This is a genomic window from Streptomyces sp. N50 (assembly GCF_033335955.1).
Lineage (GTDB): Bacteria > Actinomycetota > Actinomycetes > Streptomycetales > Streptomycetaceae > Streptomyces.
The window spans coordinates 7,264,349-7,280,973 of sequence record NZ_CP137549.1 but is presented as its reverse complement, the minus strand read 5'-3'; the positions used below and the strand labels follow the sequence as shown (position 1 = coordinate 7,280,973).

The following is a 16,625-nucleotide window of genomic DNA, read 5'->3' as shown; positions in this document are numbered from 1 at the left end:
CTGACTGGCGGGCACGGCCCCCGCGCCGGAGGATCGAGGGAGCCGACCGGAAGAGGTGCCCCATGGCCAAGAAGGGCGCGAAGCGCAAGAACGGGGAGAAGGAGGCAAAGGGCAAGGAGATCCCCCTGTCCGACCTCCTGCGCGTCCCCGCCGGCCACCCGGTCGACCTCTCCTCCTACGACGCCGCGGCCACCCCCGGCGGCCCCGCCGACAAGGCCGCAGGACTCAAGGACACCGCCCGGATGGGCGAACACCTCGCCGACCTGCAAGAACGCCTCTGGGCAGCGAGCACGGCAGGCGACGCCCGACGCCTCCTCCTGGTCCTCCAAGGCATGGACACCAGCGGCAAGGGCGGCACGGTCAAGCACGTCATCGGCCTGTTCAACCCCTCCGGCTGCCGGATCAGCGCCTTCAAGGCCCCGACGCCCGAGGAACGCAAACACGACTTCCTCTGGCGCATCAAACGCGCCCTCCCCCACCCTGGCGAGATCGGCATCTTCGACCGCTCCCACTACGAGGACGTCCTCATCGCCCGCGTCCGCGAACTCGCCCCGCACCGCGAGATCAACGACCGCTACGGCCGGATCAACCGCTTCGAGAAGTCCTTGACCGACGAGGGCGTGACCGTCGTCAAATGCTTCCTCCACATCTCCTACGACCAGCAGCAGCGCCGCCTGCTGGAACGCCTCGACAACCCGGACAAGCACTGGAAGTTCAACCCCGGCGACATCACGGAACGGGCCCTGTGGCCCGCCTACCAGCAGGCCTACGAGATCGCCCTCACCCGCTGCTCCACGCCGGAGGCCCCCTGGTACCTGATCCCGGCCGACCGCAAGTGGTACCGCAACTGGGCGATCAGCCGCCTCCTCCTGGAACACCTGACGGCACTGGATCCGCAGTACCCGAAGGCGGACTTCGACGTGGAGGCGTGCCGGGAGCAGCTGCTGAGTTCGGACTGACCACCCGTCCCGGGCCTCATCTCGTGTCGATGACCGGTTAGTCACTTTTATTATCCTATGTTCCTACGGTGACCATTCGAGTACGACGAGTCGCCGCCGCCTGTGCACTCGGCGCCGCGCTCACCGCCTGCGGGGCCCCCTCGGCGCCCCACGCCAGCCGTCCGGCGCCCAGTGCGCCCTCCGCCGCCGTGTCGCGGCCGCCCACGCTCGCGCCCGGTCCCGCCGGTCTGACCCCGGTCTTCAAGAACGGTCCTCGGGTGGACGGAAAGACCGTCGCGCTGACCTTCGACGCCGATATGACCGCCGACGAGGGGCCGCGCGCGGCGAAGGGCGAGCACTTCGACAATCCGCAGCTCATCGCCACGCTGCGCACGCTGAAGGTGCCGGCGACCGTGTTCATGACGGGGCGGTGGGCCGACGAGTACCCGGCCGAGGCCCGTGCCATCGGACGCGACCCGCAGTTCGAGATCGCCAACCACTCCTACAGCCACTACGCCTTCACCGGTGACTGCTACGGCCTGCCGACCGTGTCCCCGGACCGGATGAAGGCGGATGTCGAGCGGGCGTACACCGCTTTCAAGAAGGCGGGCGTGCCGAACGCGATGCCGTACTTCCGCTTCCCCGGCGGGTGTTACGACCGGCAGGCGCTGAAGACGCTGAGCGCGGTCGGTGTCACGGCGGTGCAGTGGGACGTGGTGAGCGGTGACGCGTTCGCGACGGACTCGGACGCGGTGGCCCAGCAGGTGCTGGAGGGTGTGCAGCCCGGCTCTGTCGTCGTCATGCACTGCACGCGCAGCGCCGCCCCGGCGACCGAACGGGCCGTCCGCATGATCGTGCCCGAGCTACGGAAGAAGGGGTACCGGTTCGTGAAGGTCTCCGAGCTGATCGGGGCCACGGACCGGCACCGCTGAGCACCGCGCGCTCCTCTTACGCTGGTCTCATGAGCGACGAAGAGCCGGTGCCGGCGTACGCGGAGTGTGTGCTGTGCCAGGAACCGACCGAGTACCCGGAGTCGTACAAGGGGATCACGCTGTGCCCCGTCTGCGAGTGGCAGGAGGCACAGCGCACCGCCTGTTCAGGGTGAGCGGCGGGAGGTGAGGACGCAGGTCACGGCGGTCGCGGCCGCCGTGACCAGGGCGGCCCCGGCCAGCGGCAGCAGCGGGACCGGGACCGTGCCGGACTGCGAGCCGGTGACCAGGCCGCTCACCGCCGCCTGTGCCGGGGAGCCGGTCACCACCAGGGCGAGCAGCGCCGCCAGCAACATCGCGGGCACCGCGCGGCCGGGTGAGCGCAGCAGCGGCCAGTTGGTGAGCGCGCCCACCGCCGTGCCGAGCAGGGCGCAGGCCAGGGTCGCGAGCAGGCCGGCCGCGGCGGCTGCGGGGAGCGGAACCCGGGTGCGGTGATCGGCGCTCGCCGGGTCGCTGATCAGCGTGACGACGAGGGTGGCCGCCGTGCCGAGCGCCGCCGCGGTGGTCAGCGCGACCAGCAGACAGGCGAGGTGCGCCCGCGCGGGGCCGACCGCCGCCGCGACACAACTGCGCGCCGCGGGCGGCTCGTTGGTCGTACAGATCCGCACCAGCCAGGCCGCTACGGGGAGCAGGGCCGCGGCCGTGTAGCCGAGCGAGTCGAGCACCGGCTGGCCGCCCTGGACACCGATGCCCAGGAACGCGGCGTACAGGATGAACGGCGGGAGCCAGCGCTGGGAGCGCAGGAGAAGGGCGGCCTGGTAGCGCAGGAGGGCCGTCATCGCCGTCATCGCGGTCACCGGGGGCTTTCGTCGTCGAGGGGAAGGTCGTCCGTGCGCCGGTTCAGGCTCACCACGTGCCAGGGCGGCCGGGCCGTCAGCAGGGCGCGGAGCAGGACATCCGAGTGGGAGGCGGCAACGGTGAGGCGGTGGGTTCCGGGGGTGAGTTCTGTGGACGAGGTGAGCAACCGGGTCGCCTCGGCGGGGAGTTGGCCTCCCGGCGGGCCCTGGATGTCCAGGGCGACCTGCGGCCCGGACGGTGAAGTGGGCTTGTCCGTACGGAGGTTGAGGGTTCCGTCCGTGACTGTGTACGTCGCGTCGGGTGCCCCCGCGAGGCGGCGCGGGTCGTGGTCGACGAAGACCACGGCTCCGCCGGCCGCGGTGCGTTCGGCGACCGCCCGTTCCAACTCGGCCCTCGCGCCCTCGTCCAGGCCGGTCCACGCCTCGTCGAGGACGAGCAACTCCGGCTCGGCGAGCAGGGCCTGGGCCACGGCGACCTTCTGGCTGCTGCCCTTCGAGAGGCGGGTCATGGGGGTGCCGGCGTAGGCGGTGGCGCCGAAGCGGTCGAGCCACTCGCTCGCGACGCGGGGCGCTGCCGCGCGGGAGAGGCCGTGCACCGTGCCGAGGTGGGTGAGGTAGGCCTCGGCGGTGAACGGGAGTGCCTGGGGGAAGCGTTCGGGGACGTAGGCGGTGCGGGGGCGGCCGGTGATTTTGCCTTCGGTGGGGGCGTCTATGCGGGCGAGCAGGCGGAGGAGGGTGGATTTGCCGGTGCCGTTGGGTCCGTCTACGCGGGTGAGGGTACCGGGAGGTATCTCCAGGTTTACGGCGCGGAGGATCCAGGGGCCGTGGATTCCGTAGCGGCGGCCGACGTTGTCCAGCTGTAGATCGCGTCGCATGGGGGCATCTTCTCGCGAGAGCGCCGTGGGGGTGCGTGGTTTTGCGGCGGGTGCGGGCTCGTTGTGGCTGGTCGCGCAGTTCCCCGCGCCCCTTGGGTGGGTCCCCTTGACGGTGTTTGTAAGGGCCGCTCCCTTGCCTGGCAGACTGGAGGGTGTGACCAGTGATTCCACCGTTTCCGGCGACAACGCCGACCCCTTCCTCAATGAGCCCACCTCTCGCGACGAGGCTCCCCAGTTCGTGCTGCCCCTTGTTGTGCGGATCGAGCGGGACGCTCCCCCGGCTCGTACGGACGCGCTGGAGACGGCCGCTCGGGCCGTGCTGACGATCCTGAGTGATGAGCGGGCCGTCGGGGACGGGGAGTGGGCGCAGGTCATGCGGGACTGGCAGGACGCGCGGATCCGGAAGGTGGTCCGGCGGGCGCGCGGGGCCGAGTGGCGGCGGGCCGAGGCGCTGCCCGGCATCACGGTGACCGGGAAGTCGGCGGAGGTACGGGTCTTCCCGCCCGTTCCGCTCGACGGCTGGCCCAAGGACCTCGCCCGGCTCCAGGTCTCCGGCACCGACCTCGACGACCCCGAACCGCCGTCCGACGCGGACCCCACGGCACCGGTGCTCTGGCTCAACCCCGACCTCGACATGTCCGCCGGCAAGACCATGGCCCAGACCGGCCACGGCGCCCAACTCGCCTGGTGGGAACTGTCGGACGAGGAGCGGACCGCCTGGCGCGAGGCCGGCTTCCCGCTCTCGGTCCGCACCGCCGCCCCCGCCCGGTGGGCCGAACTCACCGCCGGCGGGCTGCCGTTGGTCAAGGACGCGGGCTTCACGGAGATCGCACCGGGCTCGGCGACCGTCGTGGCCGAGCACCCGGCGCTCGGACGGGCCTGAGGCAGCGCAACCGCGGTGTCCGCGGCGCCCGTTGTGGGAAACGTACGGCTGTGTCGGGCGGTTGCCCGGCCGTATCAGGACCTGCCCGGCCGAGGCGGGGTGCCCGGCCGGGGCGACGGCTGGTCGGCCGGCACTCCTTTGGCGCCGCGCGGACGTTGAATCTCTTGACGCCGGTGACCACCACACGACCGGCCCGGACTACCCCTGCCGGCTGTCGACGGCCCGGGGTCCGGCCGGAGCGGGCCGAGTCCACGGGATCAGTGCCGGAACGCGGGCGCGGTAGGCGTCGTAGGACGCACCGAAGCGGTCGGCCATCATCCCGTCCTCCACGCGCACCCGGCGCAGCAGCCACGGCACGGCGACGGCCAGGAACACGATCCAGATGCCGAAGCCGCAGGCCAGCATCCCGCCGAGGACCAGCCCCAGGAGCCCGGTGTAGATGGGGTGCCGCACTATTCGGTACGGGCCCTCGGTGCGCAGTTCATGGTGTTCGTGGACCAGCGGGATGCTGGCCCACATGACGCCCAGCACCCAACGCGCCCACAGCAGCAGGGCGGTGGAGGCGACGGCGAACACCGCGCCCAGGAGTGCGAGTTCGGGCTGCCAGTACTGGAGGTGGTGCCAGAAGGAGTCCGGGGAGTGTCTGATCAGCAGGGAGAAGGCATAGGCGCCCACGAGCAGCAGCGCCCGCCGGGGCAGGGTGCGGCGCAGGCCGTGTGCCCAGCCGCTCAGCCCGGACTCGCTCTTCACGCCGAAGTAGACGGCGCCCGCGATCCAGGCCACGACGAAGATCGCGACACAGATGCCGGTGAGAGCGACGAGTGCGGAATGTAGTGAGCCCATGGCACAAGGCTGCGCCCCGACCTGCGTCGATCACCACCACCCACGGGCTGATTCAGCGGCTCCACCCTCGGGTGGAGACCCATGACTCACGCCATGACTCCCGCCATGGCTCACGGTCGACATGACGTCGACATGACGTCGAGGTGACCCAGATCACGGCGGATCGTGGCATCGGACAGCCCCGCCGGAGCGTCCCCCTTCAGAAAGTCCACGAGAGGGAACCGACCGTGCGCCGTGGCTACAAATGGGTCGACCGCGAACTGGCCCGGATGGACCCGGACACCGACTGGGAACGCATGATCTCGCTCTACGTCGGCCACCGCGTCCCCGAGTTCGCGCTGGCGATGATGGTCTATCCCGGCACCATGCGCATGATGCAGCCGGGCTTCGGATCCGCCACCCTCGCCCACACCGGGAAGCTGGAGAAGCGGCCCCGGCGGCGTTTCGAGGACGGCAACGAGTTCCTGATGGCCTGGATGGTGGACGGGTTGTCCAGCACTGCGGGCCGCACGGCCGCCGAGCGGCTCAACCGCATCCACCTGGCCATCGCCCGTGCGACACCGCACCTCCCCGGCAACTTCGACGACGTCGACGACTTCGTCTATCCCCTGGTCCTGCTGGCCACCTCCGCCGACCGTCTGCAGACCTCGCTGGGCCTGCCCGGTACGAGCGAGACCATGAAGACCGCCTGGCATCGCTGGGCGCAGACCCTCTTCCGCCTCCTGGAGCGCGAGTCCGGCCCGCTGGCCGACGAGTGCTTCCCCGAGGACTGGGACGCGATGACCGAGTTCGCCCTGAAGTTTGAGTCCCGACCGTATGAGGAGACGGAGTCCGGCCACCGGGTGGCGACGGCGATGATGGAGTTCTTCGCCGAGTACTGGTTCCCCACCCCCTTACGGGCGTTCGGCCGGGACCTGACCCGGTACCTCGCCGGCGAGCGGGTCTGCCGGCTGCACCGGATCGGCTGGCTCTCCCCTCGCCGCGAGCGTGCGGTCCGCGTCTTCCTGAAGTCCGCGTTCCTCGCCCAGCGCCTCCTGCCCGACTACCGCAGGCCGCTTCCCGAACGGCTCCGGCGAACCCGGCGGACCCGGCGCGGGCCGTCCGCCACAAGCCCCTCCCTCGGGTGAGGCGCCTCAACTACCCAGCATTTTCAGGGTCCGTCGATGCCACACCAACGGACTCCTCTCGTCGTCGGACCGCATCGCGAGCACCCGCAGCACGATGATGTCGTGGTCGCCGGCCGGATAGCTGTGCTCGACCGTGCACTCCAGCCACACCGGTGCGCCGTCGAGGAAGATGGCGCCGGATTCCGCCTCCACCGTGCGCAGATCGGTGAAGCGGGCCGCCTTGCTGCGGGAGCCGAGTTGGCGGGCCTTGTCGCTGTGGCCCTCGCCCAGCACGGAGATCCCGATGGTCCTCGCGCGGGACAGCAACGGCCAGGTCGTAGAGGTGTGTTGGGCCGCGAAGGAGACCATGGGCGGGTTGTGGGAGACGCCGACCGCGAACGACGAGACGATCATGACGGTCGGTTCGCCGTGGACGCGTGCCGCGAGAGCCGCGACGCCCGACGGGAACCCGGAGAACGCGCTGGTGATCTCCCCGGGATCCGAGGTGACGCCGTCCAGATCCTCCAGGCCTGCCATGCCCTCGCTTGCCGTCATCGTGCAACCCCCGTCCGCATCCGGCCTCATGAGGCCTCGTCAGGATTCATCACGCGACTCCTGTGGGTAGGTGTGGCGCGGCGGACACCGGCAGGGGTCCGTTGCCAGGAGGCTCGGTACGAAGGAGTGCGCACGCCAGGAGGCAGAGCACTCCGACCGCCGCGAGCCCGCCGAGCGTCGTCGCGTAGCCGCGCCCGGCCAGCAGGACCGCGCACACCGCACTGCCCAGTACCGCGCCAAGTTGCTTCATGGCGTTGAAGGTTCCGGAGGCGGCGCCGACCTCGTCCGGGGCGACCGAAGTCACCGCCGCGATCGAAAGGGGCGACCAGACAAAGGAGTTGGCGACTCCGTACACCGCGAAGGTGGCGGTAAGTGCGGAGATCGGGGCGTCCGTCGCGACGAGCACCGCCGACGTCCCGATGGACAGGACGAGGGCACCGGAACCGATGACGGCGACCGCGCGAGCCCCGATCCCGTTGTTGAGCCGGGCCGACACCGGCGCCCCCAACAGGCAGACCACGCCCATGGGTACGAGGGTGAGGGCGGCCGCGCCGGCATCGAGCCCGCGCTCCCGCTGGAGGTACAGCATCAGCGGGATCATCGCCGACCCGGAACAGAAGGCCGCCGCGGCACCGGCCCAGGCCGCGACGACGAACCCCCGCCTGCGCAACAACTCGACCGGCACCAGGGCACGTTGACCGTCCCCGCGCTGGAACCACACCACGCCCGCGACCACCACCACACCGACAACGACGAGCAACCACCTTGGTACGCCCAGCACTTCACCACTCGCCGCGTCCGTGCCCTGGATACCGATCACCAGCGCACCGACCCCGCTCGCGTTCGCGCAGATCGCCCACACCGGGATGCGCGCCTCCTGCCGCGGCAGCACCGGCACGAACACCGCCACGGCCACCAACGCACCGACACCCACTGGCACGTTGACCCAGAACACCGCGGGCCAGCCTCCGGCGGCGACAAGGAACCCGCCCAGCAACGGCCCGACAGCCACCGCCGCTCCCCCGACCGCGCCCCACACACCGAGCGCTACGGCGAGCTTCGGCGGCCGGAACAGCGCCTTGATGAGCGTCAGGCACTGCGGTGTCATCAGCGCGGCCCCGATGCCCTGCACCACCCGCCATGCCACAAGTGCCGTGATGGAGGCCGCGGTTGCGCACAGCAGCGACCCGAGCGTGAAGGCCGCGAGCCCGACCAGGTGGACGCGCCGATGGCCGTACCGGTCCCCCAGCCGTCCCGCGACGACCAACGGCACCGCACAGGCGATGAGATAGCCGCTGTTGACCCACATCGCGGCGGTCTCGTCGGCGTGCAGTCCGCTGATCAGGGACGGCAGCGCGACCGAGGTGATCGTGCTGTCCAGCAGGAGCATGAAGAACCCGGTGCAGAGGCTGCCGAGAGCGAGCCAGTCGCGCCGGCCGCCCACGTCCCCATCCCCGACCTCACCCTCACCCGCACTCACCGCGGGCATCTCAAACTGCCAGGTTCTCGCGGAGAGTCGGCCCCTGGTACGGCGGCGCGAGCGCACCCCGGCGGCGCAGTTCGGGCAGCAGCAGTTCACTGATCGCGGCGAAGCCGGAGGGCATGGCCAGCGGACTGGAGAACATGAAGCCGCCGCGCGATCCGGTCGAGGCGAAGGTCTCCTCCAACGCGTCGGCCACGGCCACCGGATCGCCGACGACGCTGTGGTCCAGGCCCGTCGCCCTCCCCCGCCCGTGCTCGAAGAACTCGCTACGGCTCATGGTGCGGTCCGCGCCGAACTCCGCGACGAGCGAGCCGACGATCCCGGCGGGACTCGCGTTGGCCGCCGCCAACTCGTCCCGCAGTTCTCCCAGTTGGAAGGAGCGGGGAAGCGTCGAGAAGTCGTAGCCGGCGTTGTGCGAGAGGTAGGTGGCGACGGCCTCCTCGTTCCAGAACTCGTGCACCGCCTCGCAGCGCGCCGACGCCTCGGCCTTCGTACGGCCGACGATCACCTGGGTCGCCCAGAGGATGCCCACGTGCTCCGGGTCCCGCCCCTCGGCGAGGAGGGCCTCGTCGAGCAGTTTGCGGTGACGTCGCTGGCCGGCGAGGTTGCCGCCGAAGCCGAAGACGAGGTCGGCGAAACGGGCCGAAGCGGCAATGCCCCGGGGCGAGTTGCCCGCCTGGACGATGAGCGGGTGGTACTGCGGACCGGGCACGGACGCGAGCGGACCCTTGACCGTGAAGAAGCGCCCCTCGTGGTCGATGGGGTGAACTTTCTCGGGGTCGGCGAACCGCCCCGTGCCGCGGTCGCGGACGATCGCGTCCGGCGCCACCGAGTCCCACAACGCCCGGCAGACGTCGACGAATTCCTCCATCCGCTCGTACCGCAGATCGTGGTCCATCAGCTCGGCGAACCCGTAGTTGGCCGCGTCGGCACCCCGCGTCGAGGCGACCACGTTGAAGGCGATCCGGCCGCCGGTCACATGGTCGAGCGAGTTCAACAGCCGTGCGACGTAGAAGGGATGCATGAACGTCGAGGAGTACGTCAGCCCGAAGCCGACCTTCTCCGTCACCGTGGACATCGCGGCGATCACCGGTGCCATGTCGTGGCGCGGCCACTGGATGCCCCACTCCACGGCCGGTGCGATGCTGCCCCGCCAGGTGCTGGGGATGCCGCTGCCGTCACCGAAGAACAGCAGGCCCACGCCCGCGCGTTCGGCGGTCTGCGCCAGCTCCATGAACATGCGGACGTCCGGGAAGTCCCGCCCGATCCACGAGCCCTGTCGCGCCCAGGCACCCTCGGTGTGGGTGAAGGAGAGGTCGTAGCCGATGTGGATTCCGGTCATCGCGCGGCCTTCTTCCACAGCTCGGCCACTTCGTCGGCGTCGCTCAACACGGCCACGTTCAGGCCCAGTTGGAACAGGGCGGCGGCGTTGACGTGGTGGTCGTAGGCGGTCGTCGTGTCCTGCGGTACGACGACCGGCCAGTCGAGTTGGACGGCGTCCTGTGCGGTGGCGTACACGCAGCACTCGCTCGTCAGGCCGACGACAGTGAGCCAGTCGTGGCCGGCGGCGCGCAGCCGTGCGTCGAGATCGGTGCCGAGGAAGCCGCTGTAGCCTCGCTTGACGACGCTCAACTCCCCCTCCTCCGGCTGCATTTGATACCACTCGGCGCCGGGCGTCCCGACCCGGCACGGCTCGTCCGGGCTCATGGGTGCGTCGTAGTCGCCCTCGCGCAGCCAGTTGCTGGACCGCCACGGCCGCGCCGGATCGCTGCCCAACTCGACCCAGACGACCGGCACTTCGGCGGCACGTGCGGTATCGACGAGCTCGGCGATGCGGGTGACCGTCCGATCGAGAGTCGCCAGCGCCGTGTCCGTCAGGCCGTACGCACCGATCCGCTCCGGATCGGCGAAGTCACGTTGCACATCCACGACGACGAGCGCGGGCCTGCTGAACGGCCCGGCGAGCTGGGCGAGTTGTCTGTCGCGCAGGTCGGACATCAGGCCGCCACCTCGTCGCGGGCCCGCAGTTCGGGCAGCACGGTCTCGCCGAACAGCAGCATGTCCTCGTCGTACTCCGGGAAGATCAGCATGAGTCCGTCGAGGTCGGCCTCCCGCACGATGTACTCGATGTGCTCGGTGACCGTACGGGCCGAACCTGCGACGTACGGCGTCTGGAAGGCCGCCTCCCCGTCGGCGCCGTCGGCCCACGCGCGGGCCTGGTCGGCGGGTACGCCCCAGGTGTGCCGCATATGGGCGAGCGCCTCACGATCGACGCCGACGCCCCACTCCTTCACCTTCTTGACGGCCAGCTCGTCGGTGTCGTCCTGGACGACGGTGAGCATCGAATACGTCTTGCACACACGGCCGTTGGCCTTCGCCCGCGCATGCACGTCGGCCGAGAGCGACCGCATGTCGTCGAGGCTGTCGGCGGCGAGAAAGGCGCCGTCGGCGTACCGCGCCTGGAACCGCCGCGCGTCCTCGGACCGCCCCGCGCTGATGAGGGTCGGCCGGGTCGCCGGATGCGGCCGGGACTCGCAGTCGACGAGGTCGAAGTACGGGGTGCGCAGCGTGACGGAGTCCTCGGTCCACAGCCGCGTGACCGCCTCCGCCCACAGCTCCGTCATCCGATAACGGTCTCCATGGCTCAACTCCGGGTCCCAGTCCCCGAATTGCTCAAACTCTCCCGCGTACGACCCGTTCACGATGTTCATCCCGGCCCGCCCGCCGGAGATGTCCTGGAGCGTGGTGAGCATCTTCGCCGCGACGGCGGGGTTGTGGACATTGGCGTGCAGGGTCGCCCAGATCTTGACCCGGCTCGTCGCCTCGGCGAGCGCCGCCATCATCGTCATCGACTCCAGCGAACGGCCCCAGTGGTCCGTACTCCCGCCGAAACCACGCCACTTGGCCATCGACATCACGAAGTCGAGCCCGATGCTCTCCGCGTGCACGGCGGCACGCCTGTTGTACGCGTAGGTCGCCTCGGGATGCGGCGCGGTGGTGGACAGCATCCAGCCGCCGTTCCCGATGGGGAGGAAGATTCCATACTCTTTCGCGGGCACGTCACGGACCTTTCTACGGCTCTGCGGGTCTCTTGCGTTCTTACGGCGCGGGCCAGACGAGCTTGTCGCCGCTGTAGATGTCCTTGACGAAGGACGGGTCGAACCACCCCGCGGCCTTGGCGGCGGTCACACTGCCCGGCACGATCTTGAACTGGTGCAGCATGGCGACGAGTTGGGTGACGTTGTCGGTGTCGATCCCGCCGAGCGGCTGTCCGGGCGTCGGGTTCTCCTTGACGACCTGCGTCTCGGTCTTCCAGATCGTCGCGTTCAGCTTCTTGTCGTAGGTCGGCCCGGACAACTTGGCCGCGTAGCCCACGCATTCACTGATGTGAGCCTCGCTGGCCGAGCAGTACTGATACGCGTGCAGCGCGGCCCGCAACACGTCCTCGACGGCATGCGGATGCGCCTTGGCGAACGCCGGGTTGACCGCCATCGCCCCGATCGAACTCGGAATCTTGTAGTCGACCGGCTTCCACACGGTGACGTCCTTGCCGGCCGCCTTCAGCTGATTCGGCTCGTTGGAAATGAACCCGGTGAGCGCTTCGAGACCACCCTGCTTCCGCGGCAGCACCGAGGGGTCGTACCCCTCCTTGACCAGCTTGAGCGAGTCCCACTTGACCCCGGCCTTGACCAGCATCGCCTCGACGGCGGCCGGGACATACCCCTTGTGCCCGACGACCTTCCCGTCCAGCTGGGTCAGGTCGGTGATGTCCTTGTTGGTCATCAGGATGTCGAGACCGGCATTCGAGTACGAGGAAATCCCCTTGATGTCAATCCCGTTGGCCTGCGCCTGGATCAGATCCTGCTCGGAGATCGCGGACACGGTCGCCTGTCCACCAGCGAGCAGCTTGGTGTTCTGCGCGGTATCACCGCTTCCGGGCTTGAGATCGACGGTGAGGCAGAGGTCCTTGAAGTAGCCGAGCTTGGCGGCCGCGATGTATTCGAGGATCGAGACGGATGACTGGAACTGATACCCGGAGAGATACGTGATCTTCCCGGCCTCCTTGTTCTCGGCGCACCGCTTAGCGGAGATAGCGGAACCGGCCGAACCGGCGGACGTACTGTCGTCCGACCCGGAGCCACATCCGGCGACTCCGAGCACCATAACGGCGGCGACGAGGGCAGGTCTGGTGAGAGGATAACGAGGCATGAGCGGACTCCAAACTGGCTGAAGAGCCGGTGAATTGATGAACGAGGGCCCAGACAGGCGCCCCTTTCAGGGGCGCGGGGAACTGCGCGACCAGCCCCCACCGGCCCGCAGACAAAAACCGTGCCGTCAGGCTCAATCCGTACTGTCGTGCCAATGCAGGACACGCCGCTCAACGACAGTCACCGCGAGCAACAACAGCACGCCCATCACCGCAAGCACGAGGATCGAGGCGTAAACAACAGGAAGTTGATTCATGGAGGAGGCAACACTGATCGCGGTACCCAGTCCCCCCGTAGACCCGGACGCCGACATCTCCGCGACAACCGCCCCAATGATCGACAGCGGAAAGACAATCCGCAGCGCGGCAAAGAGATACGGCAGAGCATTAGGCACACGCACATGCCACAACAACTCAACCCGGCTCGCATCCAACGTCCGATACACCTGCAACACCTGCTGCGGCACAGACCGCAACCCCGTAGCGGTATTGATGAGAATCGGAAAGAAGCAGATCAACCCAGTGATGATCAGCTTGGGCATGGGCCCGAACCCGAAAGCCACGACAAGCGCCGGCGCGATGGCAACCAACGGCGTCACATTGAGGACGACAGCGATCGGCATCACCGCCCGCCGCACCAACGGCAGTTCACTGGTCAGCACCGCGAGGACGAACGCCCCGACGAACCCCATCCCCAGCCCGGCCGTAGCCTCACCAAGGGTGACAAGCGCGTTGTGGACGTAGTAGCCGAGTTGATCGGACAGCGAACTACCGACATCGGACAACGGCGGTAGCAGATACGGAAGTTGTTCAGCTCCCCAGTGCCAGAGCCCGCCAAGCAGCACCAGCATCACGACAAGCGGCAACCACACGGCCGGCCGGACCCACGCGATCCGCGACCTAGGGTGCTTCAGACTGAACCGGGACGGTTCGACAGGCGGCTGTGTCTTCGCCACCGGAGCGGTGGTGCGTTCGTCGGCAACGGTCATGTCCCTCACGCCCCCACTCACGCCGCTTCGCTGTGCCACGCGCGCCGCAGCCGCTCTCGAACCAGGTCCTCGTACTCGTGGAAGCGCCGTTCCCCGAAGAGCCGTTCACCACGAGGCCGAGGCAGATCGACATCGATGCTCTCGACGATCCGGCCGGGGTTGGGCGCCATGACGACGACGGTGTCGGAGAGCCGTACGGCCTCGGACACGGAGTGAGTGACGAACAGAACGGTCGTCCGCAACTCCTCCCACAGATCGAGGAGTTGGTCCTGAAGGCTCTCTCGGGTGAACTCGTCGAGCGCCGAAAAAGGCTCGTCCATGACCAGCACATCGGGCTGCAGCCCGAACGCCCGCACAATCGCGGCACGTTGACGCATGCCGCCGGACAACTGGGCAGGAAGCTTGTGCAGGGCGTCGCCAAGACCGGCCTTGACGAGGAGTTCCTTCATGTCGGGGACGGCCGCGGCCTGCCGCTCGGCGAAGTCCGCGATGCGCTCACGCCGCTTGCCCGCACCCCGGTTGATCTTCTGCGGCAGCGTGACGTTGCGCAGGACCGACAGCCACGGCAGCAGCGCGGGGCTCTGCGGCACGAGGCCGATCATCTTGGCCGCGCACGCCTCCGCCGGTGTCACCCCGTGCACCAACACCTCGCCGAGGTCCGGCTGTTCGAGGCCCGCGACGAGACGCAGCAGGGTGGACTTTCCGCAGCCGCTGGGGCCGATGAGACTGACGAAACGGCCCGACGGCACCGTCAGGTGAACGTCGTCGAGGGCCGTGGTCGCGGCGGACCCGAAGCCGTAGACCCGTCGTACCGACCGCAGTTCGAGTGCTGGCGTACCAGTCACCTTCACGCTCCCATCCATGTCGCGGGCACAAGTGCCCGATCCTGGAAGTCGGAGAGCGTGCGTAGCGAGTGCGACTGACTGCCACGCGGAAATCCGCTTAGGTGCCCCCGACCGTAGGAAGATTGTGTTTCGGGATGGCGTAGTTGACTGTTACGGGCGTTTTACGTCTGGCTTCGCCGAAGATCGCAGCGGGGCGACCGTACTGCCGTCGAAGACGTGGATCTCGATCCCGAGGTCGGCCGCGGCCCGTGCCACCCAGCCGCCGAGGGCCTGCACGATCAGCTCGGTGACCAGCAGCACCGCGCGCTCGGCGGTAGGTACGGACTCCCGCAGCCAGAGCAGTTTGAACATGTCCGCCATGACCTTGTTGCGGTACGCGGGCTTGTACGCACCCTGGTTGCCGACCAGTTGGACGAGTACGCGGCAGCCCGCGTCGATCCCCTCGACCTCGACCCGGCTGCCGTCGGGCAGCATGAGCGGCTTCGGGCGCAGCGGCGTGCCGAGGCGGTCGCCGAGCGCGAGCAGCATGCGGCGCTCGACGGAGCCCTCGGCGAACCGGCTCCACTCGGTGGGGGCGTCCAGGACGATCAGGTGCACGCGCCGCATCCTAGGAAGGGTCCGTTTCCCCCGTGTTGCTTAGGGTGGACCACCATGAGAGCAGGCGGAGCGACGAGGACACCTGACGAGGACGCGGGTACGGCACGGCCCGACGGCCGGGTCGAGCGGGGCAACCGCACCCGGCAACTGGTCCTGCGCCGCACCGTCGACATCGCCTCCGTCGAGGGCCTGGAGGCGCTGACCGTCGGCCGGCTGGCCACCGAGCTGCGGCTCAGCAAGAGCGGGGTCTTCGCGCTCTTCGGCTCCAAGCAGGAGCTCCAACTGGCCACCGTGCGCGAGGCCGCCCGCATCTACACCGAGAAGGTCATCAGGCCCGCCGCCGAAGTCCCGCCCGGCGTAGGCCGGTTGTGGCGGCTGTGCGAGCTGTGGCTGGAGTACTCACGGGGGCGGGTCTTCCCCGGCGGCTGTTTCTTCTACGGGGTCATCGCCGAATTCGACGCCCGCTCCGGTCCCGTGCACGACGCGATGGCCGGCGCGCAGCGGGACTGGATGGCCCTCGTGGAGCGAACGGCCGCCGAGGCCCGGGACACCGGCGAGCTGCGGACGGACACCGACATACCCCAACTCGCCTTCGAGGTCGTCGCGTTGATGGAGACGTCCAACGCGTTCTCCGTCCTGCACGACGAGGAGACCGCGTACCGCCGGGCCCGCGTCGGTATAGCGGACCGCCTTCGATGCGCGGCCACGGACCCTTCGACGGCTCCGCAAGTCCCCTGACATACAAGGCATTTCACCTCCCCACAGACGGCGCTTTTCCCTTCACCTCACTTCGGCCGAAAACAAGTAGCACGACCGTTCGCACAGTTTTAGGCTCAGGCCCCATGACAGCCACCGGAACGGACATCGTCGAGCTCGACCGGATCGCCGTGTACGAGGCTTTGCGCGTAGTGGAGTTGGCGCAGGAGGAGGACTGGGCGCGGGACACCCCCTGCGCGGGGTGGGACCTGCGGCGGCTCGTGGCGCACATGGCAGCGCAGCATCACGGGTTCGCGGCCGCCGCGCGCGGCGCGGGCCAGGACAGGGCGTACTGGCGGGAGCCGGAGGACATGAGCGAGCCGGCCCGGACGCACCGCGCGGCGGCCACCGCCGTCCTCGCCGCGTTCGCCGAACCCGGCGCCCCCGAGCGGGAGTTCGCACTGCCGGAGCTGGGCGCGACCTTCCCCGGCCGGACCGCGATCGGCTTCCACTTCATCGACTACGTCGTCCACGCCTGGGACGTCGCCGCCACCCTCGGCACCGAACTCGACCTGTCGGACGACGTGTTGGACATCGCCCTGGTGGTGGCCCGACTGGTGCCCACCGAACCGGCCGTCCGCGGACCGGAGTTCGCCTTCGCCCCGCCCCTCGACGTACCGCCGGACGCCAGCCCGCTCGACGAGACGCTACGGCTACTGGGCCGGACGCCGGAGCACTGGCCCGTTAAGGGCTGACGACAGGACCGGCGAAGGGCCGCCGAACTCGCCTACTTTGCCTGCCCTTTGAGCAAAGCTGCCCTCC

19 protein-coding genes are annotated in these 16,625 nt (G+C 69.3%); 7 read left to right on the top strand and 12 right to left on the bottom strand.

The window, feature by feature from the left end:
• Nucleotides 1-62 precede the first annotated feature (62 nt).
• The 3 genes from R2B38_RS32585 (at nt 63) to R2B38_RS32575 (ending at nt 2,043) form a co-directional block, all read left to right on the top strand.
• On the top strand, nt 63-959 hold the full coding sequence (locus R2B38_RS32585; protein WP_318019403.1) for a PPK2 family polyphosphate kinase: 897 nt from the start codon (nt 63-65) through the stop codon (nt 957-959).
• Nucleotides 960-1,027: 68 nt separating this feature from the next.
• Complete coding sequence (locus tag R2B38_RS32580; protein WP_318019402.1) at nt 1,028-1,870, top strand: polysaccharide deacetylase family protein; 843 nt, start codon at nt 1,028-1,030, stop codon at nt 1,868-1,870.
• Nucleotides 1,871-1,899: 29 nt separating this feature from the next.
• The gene (locus R2B38_RS32575; protein WP_318019401.1) at nt 1,900-2,043 is read left to right on the top strand and encodes a hypothetical protein; all 144 of its coding nucleotides are present in this window, start codon (nt 1,900-1,902) and stop codon (nt 2,041-2,043) included.
• Here R2B38_RS32575 and R2B38_RS32570 read toward each other — a convergent pair.
• Together R2B38_RS32570 and R2B38_RS32565 are read right to left on the bottom strand one after the other, a co-directional pair.
• The gene (locus R2B38_RS32570; protein ID WP_318021853.1) at nt 2,035-2,706 is read right to left on the bottom strand and encodes an ABC transporter; all 672 of its coding nucleotides are present in this window, start codon (nt 2,704-2,706) and stop codon (nt 2,035-2,037) included. The genes R2B38_RS32575 and R2B38_RS32570 overlap by 9 nt on opposite strands.
• A 14-nt stretch (nt 2,707-2,720) precedes the next feature.
• Nucleotides 2,721-3,599 (bottom strand): ATP-binding cassette domain-containing protein, encoded by an 879-nt coding sequence (locus R2B38_RS32565; protein WP_318019400.1) that lies wholly within the window; start codon nt 3,597-3,599, stop codon nt 2,721-2,723.
• A 154-nt stretch (nt 3,600-3,753) separates the two neighbouring features.
• Here R2B38_RS32565 and R2B38_RS32560 point away from each other — a divergent pair, with 154 nt between their 5' ends.
• Nucleotides 3,754-4,482 (top strand): aminoacyl-tRNA hydrolase, encoded by a 729-nt coding sequence (locus R2B38_RS32560; RefSeq protein ID WP_318019399.1) that lies wholly within the window; start codon nt 3,754-3,756, stop codon nt 4,480-4,482.
• Nucleotides 4,483-4,680: 198 nt separating this feature from the next.
• Here the strand turns inward: R2B38_RS32560 and R2B38_RS32555 are convergent, their stop codons facing one another.
• Nucleotides 4,681-5,325: an isoprenylcysteine carboxylmethyltransferase family protein gene (locus R2B38_RS32555; protein ID WP_318019398.1), complete on the bottom strand. Its 645-nt coding sequence runs from the start codon at nt 5,323-5,325 to the stop codon at nt 4,681-4,683.
• A 227-nt stretch (nt 5,326-5,552) separates the two neighbouring features.
• On the opposite strand from R2B38_RS32555, the gene R2B38_RS32550 reads away from it, so the two are divergent.
• Nucleotides 5,553-6,452, top strand: coding sequence for an oxygenase MpaB family protein (locus R2B38_RS32550; RefSeq protein WP_318019397.1), 900 nt, complete (start codon nt 5,553-5,555; stop codon nt 6,450-6,452).
• 6 nt (nt 6,453-6,458) lie between these two features.
• Here R2B38_RS32550 and R2B38_RS32545 read toward each other — a convergent pair whose 3' ends face one another.
• The 9 genes from R2B38_RS32545 to R2B38_RS32505 all read right to left on the bottom strand — a co-directional run bounded on the left by R2B38_RS32545 (nt 6,459) and on the right by R2B38_RS32505 (nt 15,116).
• Nucleotides 6,459-6,986 carry a flavin reductase family protein gene (locus R2B38_RS32545; RefSeq protein ID WP_318019396.1) on the bottom strand — a complete coding sequence of 176 codons (528 nt, stop codon included), beginning with the start codon at nt 6,984-6,986 and terminating at the stop codon, nt 6,459-6,461.
• A gap of 49 nt (nt 6,987-7,035) precedes the next feature.
• On the bottom strand, nt 7,036-8,466 hold the full coding sequence (locus R2B38_RS32540) for an MFS transporter (protein WP_318019395.1): 1,431 nt from the start codon (nt 8,464-8,466) through the stop codon (nt 7,036-7,038).
• Between the two features lie 10 nt (nt 8,467-8,476).
• Entirely contained in the window at nt 8,477-9,811 is a 1,335-nt protein-coding gene (locus tag R2B38_RS32535; RefSeq protein WP_318019394.1) for an NtaA/DmoA family FMN-dependent monooxygenase, read from the bottom strand.
• On the bottom strand, nt 9,808-10,467 hold the full coding sequence (locus R2B38_RS32530; protein ID WP_318019393.1) for an isochorismatase family cysteine hydrolase: 660 nt from the start codon (nt 10,465-10,467) through the stop codon (nt 9,808-9,810). The genes R2B38_RS32535 and R2B38_RS32530 overlap by 4 nt, the downstream gene beginning before the upstream one ends.
• The gene (locus tag R2B38_RS32525) at nt 10,467-11,528 is read right to left on the bottom strand and encodes an LLM class flavin-dependent oxidoreductase (RefSeq protein ID WP_318019392.1); all 1,062 of its coding nucleotides are present in this window, start codon (nt 11,526-11,528) and stop codon (nt 10,467-10,469) included. The genes R2B38_RS32530 and R2B38_RS32525 overlap by 1 nt, the downstream gene beginning before the upstream one ends.
• Before the next feature lie 40 nt (nt 11,529-11,568).
• Entirely contained in the window at nt 11,569-12,678 is a 1,110-nt protein-coding gene (locus tag R2B38_RS32520; protein WP_318019391.1) for an ABC transporter substrate-binding protein, read from the bottom strand.
• A gap of 132 nt (nt 12,679-12,810) precedes the next feature.
• Entirely contained in the window at nt 12,811-13,665 is an 855-nt protein-coding gene (locus R2B38_RS32515; RefSeq protein ID WP_318019390.1) for an ABC transporter permease, read from the bottom strand.
• Between the two features lie 17 nt (nt 13,666-13,682).
• On the bottom strand, nt 13,683-14,510 hold the full coding sequence (locus tag R2B38_RS32510) for an ABC transporter ATP-binding protein (protein WP_318019389.1): 828 nt from the start codon (nt 14,508-14,510) through the stop codon (nt 13,683-13,685).
• Between the two features lie 150 nt (nt 14,511-14,660).
• Entirely contained in the window at nt 14,661-15,116 is a 456-nt protein-coding gene (locus tag R2B38_RS32505; RefSeq protein ID WP_318019388.1) for a hypothetical protein, read from the bottom strand.
• A 45-nt stretch (nt 15,117-15,161) separates the two neighbouring features.
• Between R2B38_RS32505 and R2B38_RS32500 the strand changes: the two genes are divergently transcribed.
• Nucleotides 15,162-15,845: a TetR/AcrR family transcriptional regulator gene (locus tag R2B38_RS32500; RefSeq protein WP_318019387.1), complete on the top strand. Its 684-nt coding sequence runs from the start codon at nt 15,162-15,164 to the stop codon at nt 15,843-15,845.
• Nucleotides 15,846-15,949: 104 nt separating this feature from the next.
• Complete coding sequence (locus tag R2B38_RS32495; RefSeq protein ID WP_318019386.1) at nt 15,950-16,558, top strand: TIGR03086 family metal-binding protein; 609 nt, start codon at nt 15,950-15,952, stop codon at nt 16,556-16,558.
• Nucleotides 16,559-16,625 lie beyond the last annotated feature (67 nt).